The sequence below is a fragment of the Streptomyces sp. SID3343 genome, assembly GCF_009865215.1.
Classification (GTDB): domain Bacteria; phylum Actinomycetota; class Actinomycetes; order Streptomycetales; family Streptomycetaceae; genus Embleya.
Window position 1 is genome coordinate 13,084 of record NZ_WWJX01000028.1, and the last position, 17,583, is coordinate 30,666.

Here is a 17,583-nt window from a genome sequence, read left to right on the forward strand (position 1 = left end):
GGGTGGGGACGAATCCCGCGCCGCCAGGGCTACTCGCCCACCCGCCCGACCCGTACGTGCTCCGGCCGAGAAGCCCCGATGCCGCAGGCCAGTGCACAGACGCAAAGGACCAGCATCAACACGATCGGCACGGTCCACCCGTCCGTCACCTGATGCAGCGCGCCGGCGGCCAACGGTCCGAACGCGGCGAACACGTAGCCCACCGCCTGGGCCATCCCCGACAACTGGGCCGCGGTATTGGGGTCCGGCGACCGCAGCACGATCAACGTGAGCGCCAGCGACACGGCCCCACCCTGGCCCAACCCCAGCACTACGGCCCACAGCCACGCGCCGCCCGCCGGTGCCACCATCAGTCCGACATATCCGGTCGCCACCAGTCCGATGGAGCCGACCACCAACCAACTCTGGTTCCGCATCCGTCCCGCGATGACCGACCCCGCGAGCGACGCGGGGATCTGCACGAACGTGTTGAAGGCGAAGATCGCCGCCGCGGTCCCCTTGCTGATCCCGTTGTCCGTCAGGATCGTGGGCATCCACGCGAGCAGTACGTAGAACAGCAACGACTGCAACCCCATGAACCCGGTCACCAGCCACGCCAGTCGCGACTTCCACAATCCGGGAACGTGCGGCATCGCCGCCGCGACCGTCCCGCGCCGCCGGCGCACGTGCGGCAGCCACACCGCCACGGCCGCGAACGCGAGCACCGCCCAGAACCCGATCGCCGGCTGCCAGCCGTGCCCGATGGCGTTCTCCAGCGGCACGGTCGCCCCCGCCGACACCGCTGCGCCGAACACCATGGCGGCGCTGTAGACGCCGATCATGGTCGCGGCGCGGTCGGGGAACTCACGCTTGACCACCCCGGGCATCAGCACGTTCAGGACCGCGATGCCCGCGCCCACGAGCGCCCCGCCCGCGAACAGCGCCCCCAGGTTGGGCACGACCCGCAGCAGGATCCCGACGCCCACCACGACCAGCGCGCCGAGGAGCACCGCCTCGGTACCGAACCGGCGGGCCGCGATCGGCGCCAGCGGCGAGATCAGTCCCAGGAACAGCACCGGTATGGCGGTGATCAGGCTGCCCGTGGTCGCCGACAGATGGAACACGTCGCGCAGTTCGCCCACCAGCGGCGACACACTCGACAGACCCGCGCGCATGTTCAGCGCGATCAGCACGATGCCGGCGAGCAGCAACGCCCCACCGGTCGTCTTGGCCGTGGTGCTTGAGGATATGCGGACGTTGGTGGTGCTCATGCGCCGTGCTCCGAGTGGTGGGGCGGTTGGTGCTCGTTCGAGCGGTCGTGTGGTCGGTGGTGTGCTTGTCGGTGCTCCGGCGAGCGCTCGCGTGGTTGGTCGCGGGGCGCAAGGAGTGCGTCCAGCGCGATGACCGCGGGTTCGAGGATCTGCCGCACCGCCGCCTCGGCCGCGTCCGGATCGCTCGCCTCGATCGCGTCGGCCAGCGCGACGTGCAGCGCGTGCGACGCGTCCGGCAGCGTGCCGTCGCCGACCACGGTGCGGATGCTGCGCCACAGCGAGTCGCTGAACCACTGGTAGGTCTTGACCATCGCCGAGTTGTGCGACGCGACCGCGATCGCGGTGTGGAAGGCGACGTCGCACTCGACCAGGTCGTCGAGTTCGCCCTCGGGCACGTCTCCCCGGTCGAAGTCGTGCGGCTCGGGGCTGTCCGCGCTACCGTCGGCCGCGCCGCGTCCCGCGAGCGCGGTCCGGATGCGGAGCAGGTCGTCCACGTCGCGTCTCTGCGCCGCCAGCCGGGCGGCCTCGACGTCGAGTGCGCGGCGCATCTCGAAGATGTCCCGCAGGTCCGCGTGCTCGATCTGGCGGATCAGATCGCCGGGGTCGGTCGTGGACCGTACATAGGTCCCGTCGCCCTGCAAGGACTCCAGCATCCCGGCGTGGGCGAGGACGCGAATCGCCTCCCGCACCGTGTTGCGGCCCACCCGCAGCCGCTCGGCGATCACGCTTTCGCTGGGGATCCGCGACCCGACCGGCCAGGTGCCGGCCGTGAGCTGGGCCCGAAGCTGATCGATCGCATCATCGACGAGCGAGCGTCGACCGGCGGCCTGAAGCGACATGGACTCTCCCGAATTCGTGGGGTTGCCCAGTCATCCTACAAGTAGATGCAAGATGCATTTGGTTGGGTGAGGTTTTCGGGGAGCGGGTGGGGCGAGGTGGGCTTTGGGGCGAGGTGGGCTTGGGGCATCGGGCAGGGGCCGGGTGGGGCAGCCCGCCCCCGCCCGGCCCCGGTGCCCCGGCCCCGCTGGTCAACGTTGTGTCGGAACGACCCGTGGCCGGAGCCGATGGGCGTGGGTGCGGCCCAGGCGTCGGCGGAACGCGTGGTCCGTGCGGAACGCCGCGAGGCCGGCTCCCGCCTGCTCGTCCAGGTCGACGGGGGCTCCCGCCGCCCGCGGTCCGGCTGGGCCCGGTACGAGGCGGCCGGGCGGTTCGGGCCGATCGGTGGGTACCCGAGCACCTGCGCGGTGAGCGGGTCGGCCCGGATTGCGCCGGACCGGCATCCCCACGGTCGCCGAGGTGATTCGGGCGAGGTCGGCGGTGGCCGCCGACCACGCCGCCGCCGAACCGGAGTGCCGGCTTCCGCCGTGCGCCCGGACGAGCGGGGCTCGCGGGGTGGGGGCGCCGTGCGTGATGTGTGCGGGCACGTCGTGCCGGGCGTCGGGGGCGGTGGTGGTTGCGGTCGCGGGCACGGTCATCGGGGCACTCCTGGTCCGGGGCGGGTGGGTGGCGGGGGCTCAGGTCGAAGCCTTGGTGCGGCTTGCCCTGTGTTCGGGGTTCGGGCTCTGCGCGGGGTTCGGGCTCTGTGTGTGGTTCGGGCCCTGCGTGTGGTTCGGGCTCTGCGTGTGGTTCGGGCTCTGTGTGTGGTTCGCGCGGCCCGGGGCGAGGAAGATGCCGGCGAGCAGCGTGCCGAGCAGGACCAGGGCCGAGTTGATCGCGATCGCGACGGTGACTCCGGACAGGACCGTGTCGGGTCCGGTGGTGCCGAGCGAGCTCATCCGGGCGGTGGCGATCGCGCTCATGATCGGGATGCCCATCGTGATGCCGACCTGCTGGGTCATCGTGGCGAGGCCCGTGGCCAGCCCCTGTTCGTCGTCCGGCAGACCAGATGTCGCGGTGACCATGAAGCCGACGATCACGAGCATGTTGCCGACGCCGCCGACGAACGTGGCGACCAGGAGCAGCCAGATCCAGGCTCCCGAGGTGCCGAGCGCGATCAGCGAGAGGGTCGCGACGGCCTGGACGACGCCGCCGGTGACGATGGTGGCGCGCTTGCCGATCCGACCGATGACCCGCCCGCCGAGGGTGCCGCCGACCACCGTGCCGATGCCAAGCACCCCGAACGCCAGCCCGGTGGACAGCGGCGAGTAGCCCAGGACCTCCTGCAGGTAGAGGGTCAGCAGGAAGACCAGCGAGGTCTCGGTGACGAACGCGATCAGGCCGGTGACGTTGCCCCACAGGACGGTGGGCCGCTTCATGATCGTGACCGGGACCAGCGGGGCGGCGGAGTGCTTCTCGATGAACCGGAAGGCGACCAGAAGCGCCGCGCCCACGGCCAGGGCCGCGACGGTCGAGACCTGCCCCCACCCTGCGGATCCGGCCTGGGTGAGGCCGTACACCAGGGCCAGCAGGCCGCCGGTGACCGCGACCGCGCCGGGAGCGTCCAGCTTGGGTCGCGTGGTGGGCCGGGATTCGGTGATCACGGACGGCGCGAAGATCAGTACGAGGGCCGCGACCGGCACGTTGACGAAGAACGCCCAGCGCCACGACAGCATGTCGGTGAGCAGCCCGCCCAGGACCGCGCCCGCAGTGAAGCCGGCCGACATCAGCGCACCGTTGAGGCCCAGCGCCTTGTCCCGTAGCGGCCCTTCCTTGAACGCGGTGGTCAGCAGGGACAGGCCGGCCGGGGTCACGGCCGCGGTGGCCAACCCCTGAAGCACCCGGGCGACGAGCAACATGTCGGGCGACGTCGCAAAGCCGCCGAGCGCGGAGGACGCGCCGAGCAGGGCCATGCCGCCCAGGAAGAGCCGCTTGCGGCCGAACAGATCGGCCACTCGGCCGAAGAGCAGGGTGAAGCCGGCGGCGGTCAGGGCGAACGCGGTCGCGATCCACTGAAGGTTGTTCAGCGAGAAGCCGAGCCCCTCGCCGACCACGGGCAGGGCGACGTTCAGGATGGAAAAGTCGACGGCGATCATGAACTGGGCGCCGAGCAGCAGGGTCAGCACCAGCTTCTGTCGGCCCGTCATGCGGGCCGGCGACGACTCGACCGTCGGGGCGACCGCCGGGATCGGGGCCGGAGCCGGGCGAGTGGTGTGGTCGATGGACATGTGCGCCTCCCGAGGTGGCTTAACGGGTCTTGATTCCCGTTAAGATGCTGCGAAGGTAGCACGTTCGATCGTCTTAATGGAACCGGAGTCCCGTTATGAATCGTGAGCATGCCGACCCCGACTCGCCCGCCGCCGGATCGACCGACCCCGGCAAGATGGGCACGGTCCGTCCGGGCGGACGTACCGCCCGGGTGCGCGAGGCCGTGTTGCGCGCGGCCGGCGACCTGCTGGCCGAGAAGGGATTCGTGGGCCTGGACCTTGCCGAGGTCGGCCGGCGCGCCGAGGTCGGCAAGACGACGGTCTACCGGCGCTGGGGCAGCACAACCGGGCTCGTGGCGGACCTGCTCCTGGAGATGGCCGAGGGATCGGTCTCGCGGGCGGAGACGGGATCGCTGCTCGGTGACCTGCGCGCCAACGCGCAGCTGGTTCGCCGTACGCTCACCGACGAGCGCCAAGGTCCGTTGTTCAAGGCGGTGATCGCGGCCGCGACGTGTGACGAGCGGACCGCCGACGCGCTGCACGCGTTCTACGCGACCCGGATCAAGGAGTGGGCGCCGTGCGTCGAGCAGGCGATCCGGCGCGGCGAAGTCCCCGAGGGAACCGACCCGTACGAGGTGATCCGGGCGGTGTCCGCACCGCTGTACTACCGGCTCGTGGCGAGCGGTGACCCGCTGGACGAGGCGTGCGCCGAGCGGGCCGCAGTCGCGACCGAGGCGGCGGCGCGCGCGGGGGCGTATACGCGTTGACGCTGCTGCTGCTGCTGCGGGGGCGAGGGCGGAGGCGGTGGAGGCGGAGGCGGTTCGGCGATACGGGAAGGCTCGGTGCTGTCGGACCGGGCAGCCCGGCGGTTACAGGGCCGGTCGGCACCCCCGGGCGGTCGTCTGCGGCGGTACGTGGTCGCTCGGCGACGGTACGCGGTGGTTCGGCAGCAGCGCTATGCGCCGGCTCGGCGACGAGTGTCCGTCGGCGAGAGCGGTCAGGCGTCCGGGAAGAGCCGCTCCAGGACGACCGCGACGCCGTCCTCCTCGTTGGACAGGGTGACTTCGTCCGCGACCGCGAGCAGTTCCGGGTGCGCATTGGCCATCGCCACGCCGTGCCCGACCCACTTGAACATCGTGAGGTCGTTGGGCATGTCGCCGAACGCGATCGTCTCGGCCGCCTTACGGCCCAGCCGCCGCGCGGCGATCGACAGGCCCACCGACTTGCTCAGCCCGAGCGGCAGCAACTCGACGATGCCGGTGCCGGCATGCGTGACGTCCACGATGCCGGCGCAGATCTTCCGCGCGAGCGCGGTGAGCTGGTCGTCGTCGTAGTCGGGGTGGTGCAGGTAGAGCTTGAGGATCGGCTCGTCCCACAGCTCTTCGCGGTGCTTGACGGTGTGCACCGGCAGCAGCGAGTCGTACGCGTAGTTGCTCTCCACCGCGACCTCGCCCGCGACGCCGTCGCGGCTGACCGCGAAGCCGGCCCCGGGCAGTTCCTCGGACAGCTTGGTGGTCGCGAGCCGCGCCACCTGCCGGTCCAGGGTGACCGACGTCAGCAGACGGTCCTCGCCCACGTGGTAGACCTGCGCGCCCTGACCGCACACGGCCAGGCCCTGGTAGCCGATCGCCTCGAACACCGGGCGCGTCCACGGCACCGCGCGCCCGGTGACTATGACGTGGTCCGCACCCGACGCGGTGACCCGGGCGAGTGCGGCCAGGTTGCGCGCCGAGACGGTGTGGTCGCCGGCGAGCAGCGTGCCGTCGAGATCGGTCGCCACGAGCGCGAACGTCACGCCTGCACCGGTTCCAGGACCTGTCGGCCGCCGAGGAAGGGCCGCAGCGCCTCCGGGACGACCACCGAGCCGTCGGCCTGCTGGTGGTTCTCCAGGATGGCCACGATCGTGCGCGGGACCGCGCACAGCGTGCCGTTGAGCGTGGCGAGCGGGCGGGTGCCCTGCTCGTCGCGCATGCGCACGTGCAGTCGACGGGCCTGGAACTCGGTGCAGTTCGACGTCGACGTGACCTCGCGGTACTTGCCCTGCGTCGGAATCCACGCCTCGATGTCGAACTTGCGCACGGCGGATGCGCCCAGGTCACCCGACGCCACGTCGATCACCCGGTAGGGCAGCTCCAGCCGGTTGAGGAACTCCTTCTCCCACGCGAGCAGGCGTCGGTGTTCCGACTCGGCCTCCTCGGGAGCGACGAAGCAGAACATCTCGACCTTGTCGAACTGGTGCACGCGGATGATGCCGCGGGTGTCCTTGCCGTACGTACCGGCCTCACGGCGAAAGCACGGCGAGAAACCGGCGTAGCGCAGCGGCAGTTCGGCCGCCGGGATGATCTCGTCCATGTGGTAGGCCGCGAGCGGCACCTCGGCGGTGCCCACGAGGTAGTAGTCGTCGGCCTCCAGGTGGAACACGTTCTCCGCGGCCTGGCCGAGGAAGCCGGTGCCCTCCATCGCGGCCGGGCGCACGAGCGCCGGCGTCAGCATCGGCGTGAAGCCGGCCTCCGTCGCCTGTGCGATCGCCATGTTGACCAGCGCGAGTTCGAGCAACGCGCCGATGCCGGTCAGGTAGTAGAAGCGCGATCCCGAGACCTTCGCGGCCCGCTCGACGTCGATCGCCTTGAGCATCCGCCCGAGCTCGACGTGGTCGCGCGGCTCGAAGCCCTCGGCCGCGAAGTCGCGTGGGGCGCCGATCTCCTCCAGCGTGACGAAGTCCTCTTCGCCACCCACCGGTGCGTCGGTGTCGATCAGGTTCGCGAGTGCCTTGAGCAGCCGATCGGTGTCGGCCTTGGCCTCGATCTGCTCCGCGTCGGCGGTCTTGACCTCGCTCGCGAGGGTCTGCGCGCGGGTCAGCAACTCCTGGCGCTCGTCGCCCTGGGCCTTGGAGACCTGCTTGCCGATCGCCTTCTGCTCACCCCGCAGCGCGTCGAAGCGCGACCCGGAGTGCCGGCGGCGCTCGTCGGCGGCCAGCAGTGCGTCGACGATGGTTTCGTCCTCGCCGCGGGCACGCTGCGAAGCGCGGACACGGTCGGGATCCTCACGGAGCAGTCGCAGGTCGATCACACGCAAAGCCTACCGGGGCCTCGCCAACGCATTTTCGCGAGCGGGTGTGGAGTGTCGCGACGGAATCGGGATCGGGTGGGTCGACATCGGGACGGGGTAGGTCGGGATGGGGACGGGTGGGCCGGGGTGGGGACGGGGGCGGGACGGCCCGGGACGGGACCGGGGCAGGCTGGGACGGGTGCGCCGAGAAGGGCCGGAATCGGGTGGGCCGGAACCGGGACCGGATGTGTCGCAATCGTGCGCCCGCGCGATCGACGGGCCGTCGAACGACGTACGGGTGGGCGTTCGGGTTATGAATGATCCATGACCTCCTCCACCAGATGGGCCAAGCAGCGCTTCGACCCCGACCGTCGGTTCGGGTTGCGGCTGACCCTGGTCGCGCTGGCCCTGCTGGTGGGCGCCATCCCGTTCACGCTGCTCGCGCTGCTCGTGCAGACCAAGTGGTCGCCGCTGCTGGACATGGACGGCGACGTGGCGAACGGCCTCAACGACTGGGTCGTCGCCCACCCCGGGTGGGAGCACGTTTTGCTGTTCCTGACCGACTGGGTGTGGGATCCGAACACCTACCGGCTCCTGGTCGTGCTGCTGTGCGTGTGGCTGTGGCGCAGAGGCGCGCGGCGACTCGTCGCGTGGGCGGCCGTGGCGATGGTCGTATCCGGGTTGCTGGGCGCGCTGCTCAAGCTCGTGTTCACCCGTGCCAGGCCGACCCTGCCCCACCCGGTGCACCATTCGGACGGCTGGTCGTTCCCGTCGGGCCACGCGCTGGCGGGCACGGTCGGGCCCGGCGTGCTGTTGCTCGCGCTGCTTCCGTTGATCCCGCGGGCGTGGCGTCCGGTCGCGTGGGCGGTCGCGATCGTGTCGGCGCTCGGGGTCGGGTTCACCCGGGTCGCGCTCGGGGTGCACTTCGTCACGGACGTGATCGGCGGCTACGTGCTGGGCATCGCGGTGCTCGCCGCCACCGCCGCGGTCTTCGAGTGGTGGCGCCGTGACGCGGGTCTGCGCGACGTGGATGCGACGAGCGAGGGCCTGGAACCGGAGATAGACGGTGACGACAAGGATCCGGAGATTTCGCACAATAGGCCCGCAATCGACGGCCCTTCATCGGATCGGCGAAACTGAAGGAACCTCGGCCGGGTAAGAATGTCGGTCATGCTGACCGAAGCAGGACGGTTCCTGCGCCGTATCGTCCTGCCTCTCGCGATATTGACGTTCGTGATGGTGGGCGTCGGTCTGCTGATCACGAAGAGCCTGGACGGCATCTGGCCGTTCACCGTCGAGGACGGCCTCGACCGCACCTTCGCCGCACACCGCGGCGACGGCTGGAACGGGGTCACCCACCTGTTCTCCACCCTCGCCGACACCCGGGTGATCATCGCCACGACCCTGCTCGCCGCCGTGGTGGCCCGAATCGTCGGACACTCCTGGCGCGGCCCGCTGTTCCTCGCGGGCGCGGTGACCGGGCAGGCGCTCGTGTTCTGGCTCGTCCAACTCTTCGTCGCACGCGACCGGCCGGACGTACCGCGCCTGGACCCGGCCGCCGCGACGTCGAGCTTCCCGTCGGGGCACACCGGCGCCGCGTTCGCGCTGTACGGCGGGCTCGCCGTCCTGCTGGCGAGCCGGTTGCGCGAGCGCTGGGCGGTGATCCTGGTGTGGGTCGTGCTCGCCGCGGTTCCGCTGGGCGTGGCGCTGAGTCGGATCTATCGCGGCATGCACCACCCGAGCGACGTGCTGACGTCGCTGCTCTACGCGGCCGTCGTACTCGTGGTGATGAATCGCGCGCTGCTGTCGCCCAAGTCGATCTGGGGCCATCCGTCGCGCGGCAACAGGCGGGGCGCCGACGGTGGGTTGCCGCGTGCGGCGCTCGTGGTCAATCCGATCAAGCTCGACGTCCCCGATTCCAGGGCCCGGATCGACCGGATCATGCAGGAGGCCGGCTGGGCCGAGCCGCTGTGGCTGGAGACCACGGTCGCCGACCCGGGCGCGGGTGTGACCGCGAAGGCGCTTGCCGAGGGCGTGGACCTGGTGATCGTGGCGGGCGGCGACGGCACGGTACGCGAGTGCGCCGGCGCGTTGGCGGGCACCGCGATACCGCTCGCCGTCATTCCCGCGGGCACCGGCAACCTGCTCGCGCGCAATCTGGGCCTGCCGATCGACCTCGCGGACGCGGTACAGGTCGCGCTGAACGGCCGCGACTGGCGGATCGACCTGGGCACGGTGGACCCGGACGACGACTCGTCCGAAGCCTTGCCCAACGCCTTGTCCGACGCCTTGTCCGTGCCGTCTCCCATTCCGTCTTCCGTCTCGTCTTCCGTCTCGTCTTCCGTCTCGTCCGACGGATCGTCCGACAAGTCGGACGACGGATCGGAAGGGCCGGTCGGCGTCGAGCACCGGTGTTTCACCGCGATGGCCGGTATCGGGCTGGACGCGGCGATGGTCGCGGACGCGCCGGACGCGTTGAAGAAGAAGGTGGGTTGGCCGGCGTACGTGGTCTCCGGAGCGCGACACGTGCGCGACCGCCGGATGCGGGTGACGCTGACCGTGGACGACGGCGAACCCATCAAGCGACGGGCCCGGATGGTCCTGGTGGGCAACGTCGGGGCGCTCCAGGGCGGCATGCAGTTGCTGCCGGGAGCCACTCCGGACGACGGGCTGCTCGACGTCGTGGTGTTCGCGCCCTACGGCATGACGGGGTGGGCGCACGCGACGGTCCGGGTGATAGGTCGGCGGCGCGACCACGCGACGGCCGTACCGCCTGCAAAGCAACAGCGGCTGCGGCCGATCGAGCACTTCACCGGGCGGCACATCGTGATCGAGACGGACCGCCCGGAGCCGCGCGAACTGGACGGCGACCCGATCGGCCCCGGGACGCGGCTCGCGGTGCGGGTTCGGCCGGGGGCGCTCACGGTGCGGGTGCCTTGAGGGCGGGGTGGGGTCGGCCGGGGGCGGAATGGTTGCGCGGGGCCGTGTCGCAGGACGGCGGGCTGACGGGCTTCGTTCCCGGAGGCTTCGTCCGTCCCGCAGGCTTCGTTTCTCCCGCGGACTTCGTGCCGGAGGGTTACGGGCCAGCAGGTTTCGGGCCGGCTGGTTGTTTGCCGGTTGGTTTTCTGCCGGTTGGTTTCGTGCCGCCGGGTCAGATCTCGCCGGCCCGGGCTCGCGCGAGCCACGCGCTCGCGTTCTCGAACTCGCTGTCGGACGTGCCGCGTCGCAGGGTCGGGCGGATCCCGTCGGCCCGAGGGTAGGACCCGAGGAAGCGAACCGCCGCGCACACCCGGCGCAGGCCCATCAGCGCCTCGCCCACACGGGCGTCGGCAACGTGGCCCTCGGCGTCCATCGAGAAGAAGTAGTGCCCGAGACCGTCCCCGGTCGGGCGCGACTCGATGCGGGTCAGGTTGACGCCGCGGACCGCGAACTCCTGCAGGATCTCCAGGAGCGCACCCGGGTGGTCGTCGACGATGTAGGCGACCACGGTGGTGCGGTCGGCGCCGGTCGGCCCGGTGGGTCGGTCGGGCCGCTCGACCAGGACGAACCGGGTGACCGCGCCCTCCACGTCGTGGATGTCGGTGATCAGCGGCACGAGTCCGTACGGCTTCGCGGCGAACTCACCGGCCAGGGCCGCGTCGTAGCGCCCCTCCTGGACCTGGCGCGCGGCATCGGCGTTGGACGCGGACGAGTACCACTGCGCGTCGGGAAGGTTCGCGGCGAGCCAGTTGCGCACCTGCGGTTGGGCGTGCGAGTGGCTGGAGAGAGTCTTGACGTCGTCGAGGGTCACCCCGGGCCGCACGAGCAGCGCGAACGAGACGGGCAGCAGGACCTCGGCGGTGATCACGAGCGACGATCCCGTGGCCAGTTCGTCGAGGGTGATCGACACCGCGCCCTCGACCGAGTTCTCCAGGGCCACCACGGCGCCGTCGGCGTCGCCGCGCCGGACCGCGTCGAGCGCGGCCGGGACCGACTCCATGGGTGTGGCCTCGGCGTGCTCCGCGCCGGGCAGCGAGCGCATGGCCGCCTCGGTGAAGGTGCCCGCAGGGCCGAGGTAGGTCCAGCGGGGCGCGGCGGACGTGCTGTGGGCGTCGGGCATGGCGTCACTGTACTGAGCCGGGCGCAAGGGGTGAGGCCCGTTCCGTGGTGTGGACGGAGCGAACCCCCAAGCTGCGTGGTACCGCCGCGAGAGTGAGGCTTGGCCTGTGGAAAACGCCGCGACCCTGCTGCCCGTGACCCCCGTTCTGGGAGTCGTGGCAGTGCTGCTCCTGATCGTCGCGGCGGCCGTCGCCGGGGTGGCGAAACTGGGTCACGGACGCGCGGTGACGTTGGCCGGGCTACGTGCCGCGGTGCAGCTCCTGGCCGTTTCGTACGTGATTACGCACGTGGTGAATCGGCTCGGGTTCGCGGCGCTGTTCGTGGTGATGATGTACGCGGTCGCGGCGCTCACGGCGGCCGGTCGGGTCACCCGGAATCGGCGTGCCTTGTGGCCGGGGGTGCCGATCGTGGCGGCGACGGCGCCGACCCTGGTGGTGTTGTGGGCGACGGGTCTGGTACCGGCGAAGGGCATCGTGCTGATCCCCGTCGCGGGCATCCTGATCGGCGGCGCGATGACGGCGACGGTACTTTCGGGGCGCCGTGCGCTGGAGGAGCTGACGCAGCGTCATGGTGAGGTGGAGGCGGCTCTGACCTTGGGTTTTACCGATCGGGACGCCGCGATGGAGATCTGTAGGCCGGCCGCGTCCGGCGCGCTGATCCCCGCATTGGACCAGACCAGAACGGTGGGCCTGGTCACCCTGCCGGGCGCCTTCGTGGGCATGCTCCTCGGCGGCGCGACTCCGTTGCAGGCGGGGGCGGTGCAGTTGTTCGTGCTGGTCGCGCTGTTGCAGGTACAGGCGGTCGCGGTGGCTGTGACCATCGAGTTGGTGGCGCGTGGTCGGCTGGTTCGGGCGGCGCCTGCGCAGGGGGCCGCAGGCGGTTCGGCCGCGTAGCGGTCGGCCTGTCCGCGCGTCACCGGGCGCGTGACGGAGTCGCCCACACGGGTGCGCGGGCGAGCCGGTACCGGGTCACACCATCGCGGGCGCGCCCCCGACGGCCGACCACGACCCCGGCGCCCCGAAGGCCTCGATCACCGGCTGTGGGCAATGGCGCAAGCCTGTGGATAACCCTGTGGAAATCCTTGTGGAGAACCAGGCTGAGGCTGTGGGTTTCCGAGGTCGAAGGGGCCGGTGGGGTCGGTGTGAACAGCCTTCGGCGGGCGGTCGCCGCGACCGCGGGGCGGTGAGGTCGCTCATGGAAACCGATGCGCCGAGTGGGCGAGGAGGACATCGGCTGCAGGCTGCGCACGATCGGCGCAAGGGCACGGTTTCACCCACCAAGGCGCCGGATCCCCCGAGGAACCACCGTACCGACTCGGTCCGCGACCTCTATGAGCTGCCGATCCATCCCGCAGCCACCCGGGAAAAAGGTTTTCCCATCTCCTCCCAGCCCAGCCGGATGGGAGCACTCGGGGCCGCCCGGCGAGGTCGATGCGAGTCGACGCGCATCGAGGCACCCCCGGGCGGGGAGTCCACACCACAAACAACGATTCGCCGCGGAGACCACGAAACGCGACCCATGCACGTCCGCGCGCATCGAGGCAGCCGACAACGTGACACGGACACACTCCCCCCTCCGCCACTCCTACCGGCCCTGCCACCCCTGCCGTCTCCGTCACCTCGCTCCCTGGAAGTAAGCCGAAAGGGAGTCGGCATCGAGTCGGTTGCCGCCGCCCGCCGCCGCATGCACATCCACGAAACCCCGACCAGACCTCGCAGATGTCCGCAAGCTGACGCGATCCATAGGCGCGCGGCCACACGCACTTCCCAGGAGGCGCACCGGCCGGTCGATCGTGGGACTCGTGCCTCACCGTCGTCTGCGTTCGCAAAGATCTCCACAAGGTCATTACGCCCTGAGCCGACAGCCGACCATCCCCTGCCTGCCTGCCTGCCTGCTTGCCTTCCTTCCTGCCTCCTCCCTTCCTGCCTCCTCCCTTCCTCCGTCGGACGAACTCCGTCGCCCAACGGAAGCACCTTGGCCGACTCGGTCACCGCTGCTACGGGCGCTACTGCCGCTGAAGGGCACACCCCACCCGGTATCGTTTGATTTCTTTGGGTGATCAAGTGATCACGGGGAGGAATCGTGGCTGGTAGTGGGGGCGGCTCGGAGGCGATCCGGGTCGAGACGGCGGCGTTGCGACAGGGAGCGGCGGCGGCCCGGGCGGTGGGAGAAGGCCTGCGGCGGGCGGCCGGTGGGCCTGGGACGGAGGTCGTCGGGTGCCCCGGCTTCGCGGTGGGAGCCGCAGCGGGGGCACTGACAGCGGCGTGGGTGGCGCACGTACGAGGGCTGGCCGGGGCGTACGACGGGGCCGGGGCGGTGTTGGCGACCAACGCCGACGAGCACGATCGCATCGATCGGGCGGTCGCCGGGTCGCTCGCCGAGGCCGGCCCCCGATGGTGACGCTGCCTCAGTTGCGCGATGCCGGATTGGGTGGGCTCGACCGCGCGGTGGCGGACTGGACGGCCTTCGCCACGGCATTGGACGGGCTCGCACATCAGGCCGTGGCCGGTGTGGGGGTCCCGCTGCGAGCGTCGGGGTGGAAGGGGGCGGACGCGGAGGCGGCGGCGCGGGGGGTCGCGGAGCGCGGCGACCTGGTGTTGGTCGCGGCTCAGGAGGCGCGCTACGTGGTGACCGTGCTGGACGCGGCGGCGGACGACCTGCGCGGGGCGCGAAACCGGTTGCTGGCGCTGCTGGATGCGGCGGTCGTGGGCGGCCTGAGGGTCGCCGACGACGGCCGCGTGGAGGCCGTGGTCGGGGCCGCCCCGGGAGCCGAGGACCGCCGACGCGCAATGGAGCGAAGCTTGGCGGCGGTGATCGGCGAAGCCACCGCTACCGACGGCCGCTGCGCAGCGGCGCTGGCCGCGCTGTACCCGAGCGCGACCGGCACGGCCGACTGGCTGGACACGACCGCAGACGGCGCGAGGGTGACAGCCCTGCGCGGCGCACACGCATTCGACGTGCCCAAGAACAACCCGGCCGCAGCGGCGAGATGGTGGTCGACCCTGACCGAACCCGACCGCCAGATGTACCTGGCCATGCACCCGGCAGCCATCGGCGCCTTGGACGGCCTCCCCACCGACGTCAGAGACCGAGCCAACCGAATCACGCTGGCCGAAACAAAGGCCGCCCTACTAGCAGAACTCAAAACCACCCGAGCAAAACGCGACGCAGCCGGAAGAACCCAAGACGCCAAACTCCGCTTCCGCGTAACCGCCCTCAAAGACCGCCTGACCGCAATTCAATCCCTGGAACAATCCCTGAACTCAGCCGAAGACATGTGGCTACTCGGCTTCAACCCCAAGGGCGACGGCCGAGCCATCGTAGCCATCGGCAACCCAGACAAAGCCACCCACACAGCCGTCTACATCCCAGGCACAGGATCAGACCTGGCAAGCATGCGTGACGACATTTCAAGGATGCAGAATTTGACGGCTGCGAGTCGTCGCTATGCAAAAGCGAGTGAATTGTCAACTATTGCGTGGGTCGGATATGACGCACCGGACACTTTACTGGAAGCAATAACTTCATCCAGTGCGCACACGGCTGCTCCGACGTTGAAGTCTTTCGTTCGTGGCGTAGGGGTTGCGCAGGGAATCGACTCAAACTCCCACATCACCCTGATTGCCCACAGTTACGGTTCTGTGGTGGTTGGAGAAGCTGCTTACTCGGGAAGAGATATGCCAATCCAGGATATTATTGTTGCCGGCAGTCCAGGCATGCACGTCGATAAAGCTTCCGACTTGAATATCGGATCTAAGCATGTGTGGGCGGCAGCTGCACCAGACGACGTCGTTCCAGTTTTGGGATCAGGGGCGCACGCACCCTTGGTGTCGGGTTCCAAGGGGCGGCGGCGGGCCACCCCGGATGAACGAGCTTTTGGGGCCAATCGCATTAGAACCGATGGGGCTGAGGGGCATAGCGAGTATTGGGAGAGTGATGAACCTATGAGTTTGGATAATCAAGCGGCGATTATCACGGGTCGCTACGAAGATGTGTCTCTCATTTGGGGAAGCTCCCCGTGAATATTTGCAGAGCCTCCGCCACTCTTCTGGCATTGTTACTAACGCTCGCTTCGTGTGGAGACCCAATGGGAAAATCTGAAGTCGCCGCAGAAAATCGCGAAACGATTGTGATGCGCTTGGAAAATTATTCGAGCAGGGCTTTCGATGCCATCGCTCTGCGGGGCAACGCGATCTCGAACGACTCGAAGGTGGATAGGCCCTGCGGGGCGTCTGGCGAGATGCCCGTTTTGGGCGTTAATCATTTTTGGCAACTGGAGGATGTTGACCCGGTTCATCAAGCTCAAGGAATTGCCCGACTTCGCAACTACTTGGATAACGCTGGATGGATGTCCTCTCACGACTCCTCGCCTACCGTTGTCAAAGCCACCAACCCTCATGACGGTTATGTGGTCTGGGCTAAAGCCATCGAGGACTTGAGACGCCTCGCAGTCCAAGTGTCTTCCCCCTGTTACAAAACATCAAAGTTGTCGCCCTGAAGTTTCTTGAGGAGTTGACTTGAAACGCTGCTGTCCACAGGACCGCGTTCAAAGTGCGTTTCATGCTTGACTGCTGATTCGGAGGCTCAAGCGCCCTCGCCCGACCAGGGTTTCTTCGCGAGCCACGCCGACGGCCGCTCGTTCCGCCACCGTCTGCAGCGCAGACAAGTGGGTGCAGGAGCCTGTTGAGCTGTTCGAACGGGCCGTCGCTGCCAGCGTGCAGGTTGTCTCGCTAACTCGCGAAGTGAGCTACTGGAGGCGGCTTGTGACATTCTCTCAGCCGATCAGGGCGAGATTGTGCATGCGGGCGATCGCGCTGACGGCCCGGAAAACGCCGTCTTCCTTGCGACGGCAATCGCGCAGGCCCTTCCAGTTCTTCATGCGGAAGAAGACGTGCTCGACGCGGGCCCGATCCCGACGACGGTCGCGGTTGTGCTCCTCCTTCCAGGCCACGAGCTCGACCTGCTGACCGCACGACGGTGCGGGATCAGGGCGCCGGTTCCCCGGTAGGCGCCGTCCGCCGAGACCGTGGCGTCTCCGCACGCGGTGCCCACGCCCGACTCGGCGAACGCACGACAGTCGTTGCGGTTCCCGGGCGCCCCACCGCGAGGACCAAGCGGGTGTCCGCGAGGACCGGGACCTGCAGATTCGTCGAGAACCGGTGGGTTCCTCAACGACGCCGCCACCTTGCGATCCCGCGTCGGAACCAGAGTGCCGTCCACGACCACCACGTCACCCACCCGCGGCCTCGCCCGCGGCGAATCGAGCGCGGGACAGCGACTGTGGCGGTCGACGATGCGGTGGGCTGCCGCGTGCCGAGACACCGAACAGCGGGCCGAGTTGACGCATGGTCAGGTTCGTCCGCAGATACAACGCGGCCATCAACACCCGGTCCTCCAACGCGAGAGACGCCTTCCTCATGGAGCAGGACTCGAAGTCCCTCGTGGCTGATGTCGTCGACCACCCCCTCGGCGACCAGGAAGTCAGCGAGTTTGGCCAAGCTCCGGGTCGAGAAGGGCAGGCCGTGCTCGGCCAGCTTGGGTTTCGCCGTTTCTTGATCTCCCGGCGTTCGGGAAGGGTGAACGTCCTCGATCGGCCTCCCCTGTACTTGGGGGTGAGGCAGTCGAAGCCGTCGGCGTTCAAGTTGTGGATCACGTCGCGGACCCGGTCCGCGCTGATGAACGTCAACTCGGCGATCCTCGCCACGCTCATGGCCTGCGCGGACAACAGGATCATCTGGACCCGCCGCCAGGTCCCCACCGATCCGGTGCCCCTGCGGACGATCCGCAGCAGTCTTCGTCCCTCGCGTCGTCGATCTCTCGTACCCGCACGCGTTCCGCCACGGACACAGCCTCGCGGTCGACGCGCCAGCCGAGGTGTATCCCGGACGGCGCATCACATCACGACACGACAGGGCAAACATCGCCTGATGCGGCACTAGAAAGTGTCTTCAAAGTGGGCGTCGGAGCCAGAGCAGGGATCGACGCGATGGTGATCGCGGCGGTGATTGAGGACATGGTCTTGTCGTAACGAGTCGCGATACCGCGGAACTGTTTCAGGCGGTTGAAGCAGCGCTCGACGACGTTGCGTCGCTTGTACGCCTCGG

At 69.4% G+C, this 17,583-nt stretch carries 14 protein-coding genes and 3 pseudogenes; 7 read left to right on the plus strand and 10 right to left on the minus strand.

From position 1 onward, the window contains the following. Nucleotides 1-29: 29 nt before the first annotated feature. The 4 genes from GT354_RS00855 to GT354_RS00870 form a co-directional block, all read right to left on the minus strand. Nucleotides 30-1,250 carry an MFS transporter gene (locus GT354_RS00855; RefSeq protein WP_161354197.1) on the minus strand — a complete coding sequence of 407 codons (1,221 nt, stop codon included), beginning with the start codon at nt 1,248-1,250 and terminating at the stop codon, nt 30-32. Beyond that, nucleotides 1,247-2,089, minus strand: coding sequence for a FadR/GntR family transcriptional regulator (locus tag GT354_RS00860; protein WP_237534246.1), 843 nt, complete (start codon nt 2,087-2,089; stop codon nt 1,247-1,249). The genes GT354_RS00855 and GT354_RS00860 overlap by 4 nt, the downstream gene beginning before the upstream one ends. Before the next feature lie 189 nt (nt 2,090-2,278). Further along, on the minus strand, nt 2,279-2,725 hold the full coding sequence (locus GT354_RS00865) for a hypothetical protein (RefSeq protein ID WP_161354198.1): 447 nt from the start codon (nt 2,723-2,725) through the stop codon (nt 2,279-2,281). 39 nt (nt 2,726-2,764) lie between these two features. Continuing rightward, a complete protein-coding gene (locus tag GT354_RS00870) occupies nt 2,765-4,273 on the minus strand; it encodes an MFS transporter (RefSeq protein WP_161354212.1) in 1,509 nt (502 codons plus the stop codon). 236 nt (nt 4,274-4,509) lie between these two features. On the opposite strand from GT354_RS00870, the gene GT354_RS00875 reads away from it, so the two are divergent. Beyond that, a complete protein-coding gene (locus GT354_RS00875; protein ID WP_237534250.1) occupies nt 4,510-5,100 on the plus strand; it encodes a TetR/AcrR family transcriptional regulator in 591 nt (196 codons plus the stop codon). A gap of 230 nt (nt 5,101-5,330) precedes the next feature. On the opposite strand, the gene GT354_RS00880 is transcribed toward GT354_RS00875, so the two are convergent. Together GT354_RS00880 and serS are read right to left on the minus strand one after the other, a co-directional pair. Beyond that, nucleotides 5,331-6,128 carry an HAD family hydrolase gene (locus GT354_RS00880; protein ID WP_161354200.1) on the minus strand — a complete coding sequence of 266 codons (798 nt, stop codon included), beginning with the start codon at nt 6,126-6,128 and terminating at the stop codon, nt 5,331-5,333. Next, nucleotides 6,125-7,402 carry a serine--tRNA ligase gene (gene serS / locus GT354_RS00885; RefSeq protein ID WP_161354201.1) on the minus strand — a complete coding sequence of 426 codons (1,278 nt, stop codon included), beginning with the start codon at nt 7,400-7,402 and terminating at the stop codon, nt 6,125-6,127. The genes GT354_RS00880 and serS overlap by 4 nt, the downstream gene beginning before the upstream one ends. Before the next feature lie 303 nt (nt 7,403-7,705). Between serS and GT354_RS00890 the strand changes: the two genes are divergently transcribed. Then, nucleotides 7,706-8,521 (plus strand): phosphatase PAP2 family protein, encoded by an 816-nt coding sequence (locus GT354_RS00890; protein WP_161354202.1) that lies wholly within the window; start codon nt 7,706-7,708, stop codon nt 8,519-8,521. Nucleotides 8,522-8,551: 30 nt separating this feature from the next. Next, nucleotides 8,552-10,321 (plus strand): diacylglycerol kinase family protein, encoded by a 1,770-nt coding sequence (locus tag GT354_RS00895; protein ID WP_161354203.1) that lies wholly within the window; start codon nt 8,552-8,554, stop codon nt 10,319-10,321. Nucleotides 10,322-10,532: 211 nt separating this feature from the next. On the opposite strand, the gene pheA is transcribed toward GT354_RS00895, so the two are convergent. After that, nucleotides 10,533-11,480 carry a prephenate dehydratase gene (pheA, locus tag GT354_RS00900; protein WP_161354204.1) on the minus strand — a complete coding sequence of 316 codons (948 nt, stop codon included), beginning with the start codon at nt 11,478-11,480 and terminating at the stop codon, nt 10,533-10,535. A gap of 106 nt (nt 11,481-11,586) precedes the next feature. On the opposite strand from pheA, the gene GT354_RS00905 reads away from it, so the two are divergent. The 4 genes from GT354_RS00905 to GT354_RS00920 all read left to right on the plus strand — a co-directional run bounded on the left by GT354_RS00905 (nt 11,587) and on the right by GT354_RS00920 (nt 15,977). Further along, a complete protein-coding gene (locus tag GT354_RS00905; RefSeq protein WP_161354205.1) occupies nt 11,587-12,372 on the plus strand; it encodes an ABC transporter permease in 786 nt (261 codons plus the stop codon). Between the two features lie 1,189 nt (nt 12,373-13,561). Next, a complete protein-coding gene (locus tag GT354_RS00910) occupies nt 13,562-13,879 on the plus strand; it encodes a hypothetical protein (RefSeq protein WP_161354206.1) in 318 nt (105 codons plus the stop codon). Next, nucleotides 13,873-15,501 carry an alpha/beta hydrolase gene (locus GT354_RS00915; RefSeq protein ID WP_161354207.1) on the plus strand — a complete coding sequence of 543 codons (1,629 nt, stop codon included), beginning with the start codon at nt 13,873-13,875 and terminating at the stop codon, nt 15,499-15,501. Before GT354_RS00910 ends, GT354_RS00915 begins: the two co-directional genes overlap by 7 nt. A gap of 65 nt (nt 15,502-15,566) precedes the next feature. Then, nucleotides 15,567-15,977 (plus strand): hypothetical protein, encoded by a 411-nt coding sequence (locus tag GT354_RS00920; RefSeq protein ID WP_161354208.1) that lies wholly within the window; start codon nt 15,567-15,569, stop codon nt 15,975-15,977. A 276-nt stretch (nt 15,978-16,253) separates the two neighbouring features. On the opposite strand, the pseudogene GT354_RS53270 reads toward GT354_RS00920, so the two are convergent. The 3 pseudogenes from GT354_RS53270 to GT354_RS53280 all read right to left on the minus strand — a co-directional run. Then, nucleotides 16,254-16,886, minus strand: a pseudogene (locus GT354_RS53270) (transposase); the annotation flags it as partial. After that, nucleotides 16,882-17,320, minus strand: a pseudogene (locus tag GT354_RS56265) (helix-turn-helix domain-containing protein); the annotation flags it as partial. The pseudogenes GT354_RS56265 and GT354_RS53270, both read right to left, overlap by 5 nt. A 107-nt stretch (nt 17,321-17,427) precedes the next feature. After that, nucleotides 17,428-17,583: pseudogene (locus tag GT354_RS53280) on the minus strand (transposase); the annotation flags it as partial.

Bases quoted from the DNA above. Each gene is read 5' to 3' on its own strand.
- GT354_RS00855 (WP_161354197.1), bottom strand. From the start codon at position 1,250: ATGAGCACCACCAACGTCCGCATATCCTCAAGCACCACGGCCAAGACG.
- GT354_RS00860 (WP_237534246.1), bottom strand. From the start codon at position 2,089: ATGTCGCTTCAGGCCGCCGGTCGACGCTCGCTCGTCGATGATGCGATC.
- GT354_RS00865 (WP_161354198.1), bottom strand. From the start codon at position 2,725: ATGACCGTGCCCGCGACCGCAACCACCACCGCCCCCGACGCCCGGCAC.
- GT354_RS00870 (WP_161354212.1), bottom strand. From the start codon at position 4,273: ATGACGGGCCGACAGAAGCTGGTGCTGACCCTGCTGCTCGGCGCCCAG.
- GT354_RS00875 (WP_237534250.1), top strand. From the start codon at position 4,510: ATGGGCACGGTCCGTCCGGGCGGACGTACCGCCCGGGTGCGCGAGGCC.
- GT354_RS00890 (WP_161354202.1), top strand. From the start codon at position 7,706: ATGACCTCCTCCACCAGATGGGCCAAGCAGCGCTTCGACCCCGACCGT.
- GT354_RS00895 (WP_161354203.1), top strand. From the start codon at position 8,552: ATGCTGACCGAAGCAGGACGGTTCCTGCGCCGTATCGTCCTGCCTCTC.
- pheA (WP_161354204.1), bottom strand. From the start codon at position 11,480: ATGCCCGACGCCCACAGCACGTCCGCCGCGCCCCGCTGGACCTACCTC.
- GT354_RS00915 (WP_161354207.1), top strand. From the start codon at position 13,873: ATGGTGACGCTGCCTCAGTTGCGCGATGCCGGATTGGGTGGGCTCGAC.
- GT354_RS00920 (WP_161354208.1), top strand. From the start codon at position 15,567: ATGGGAAAATCTGAAGTCGCCGCAGAAAATCGCGAAACGATTGTGATG.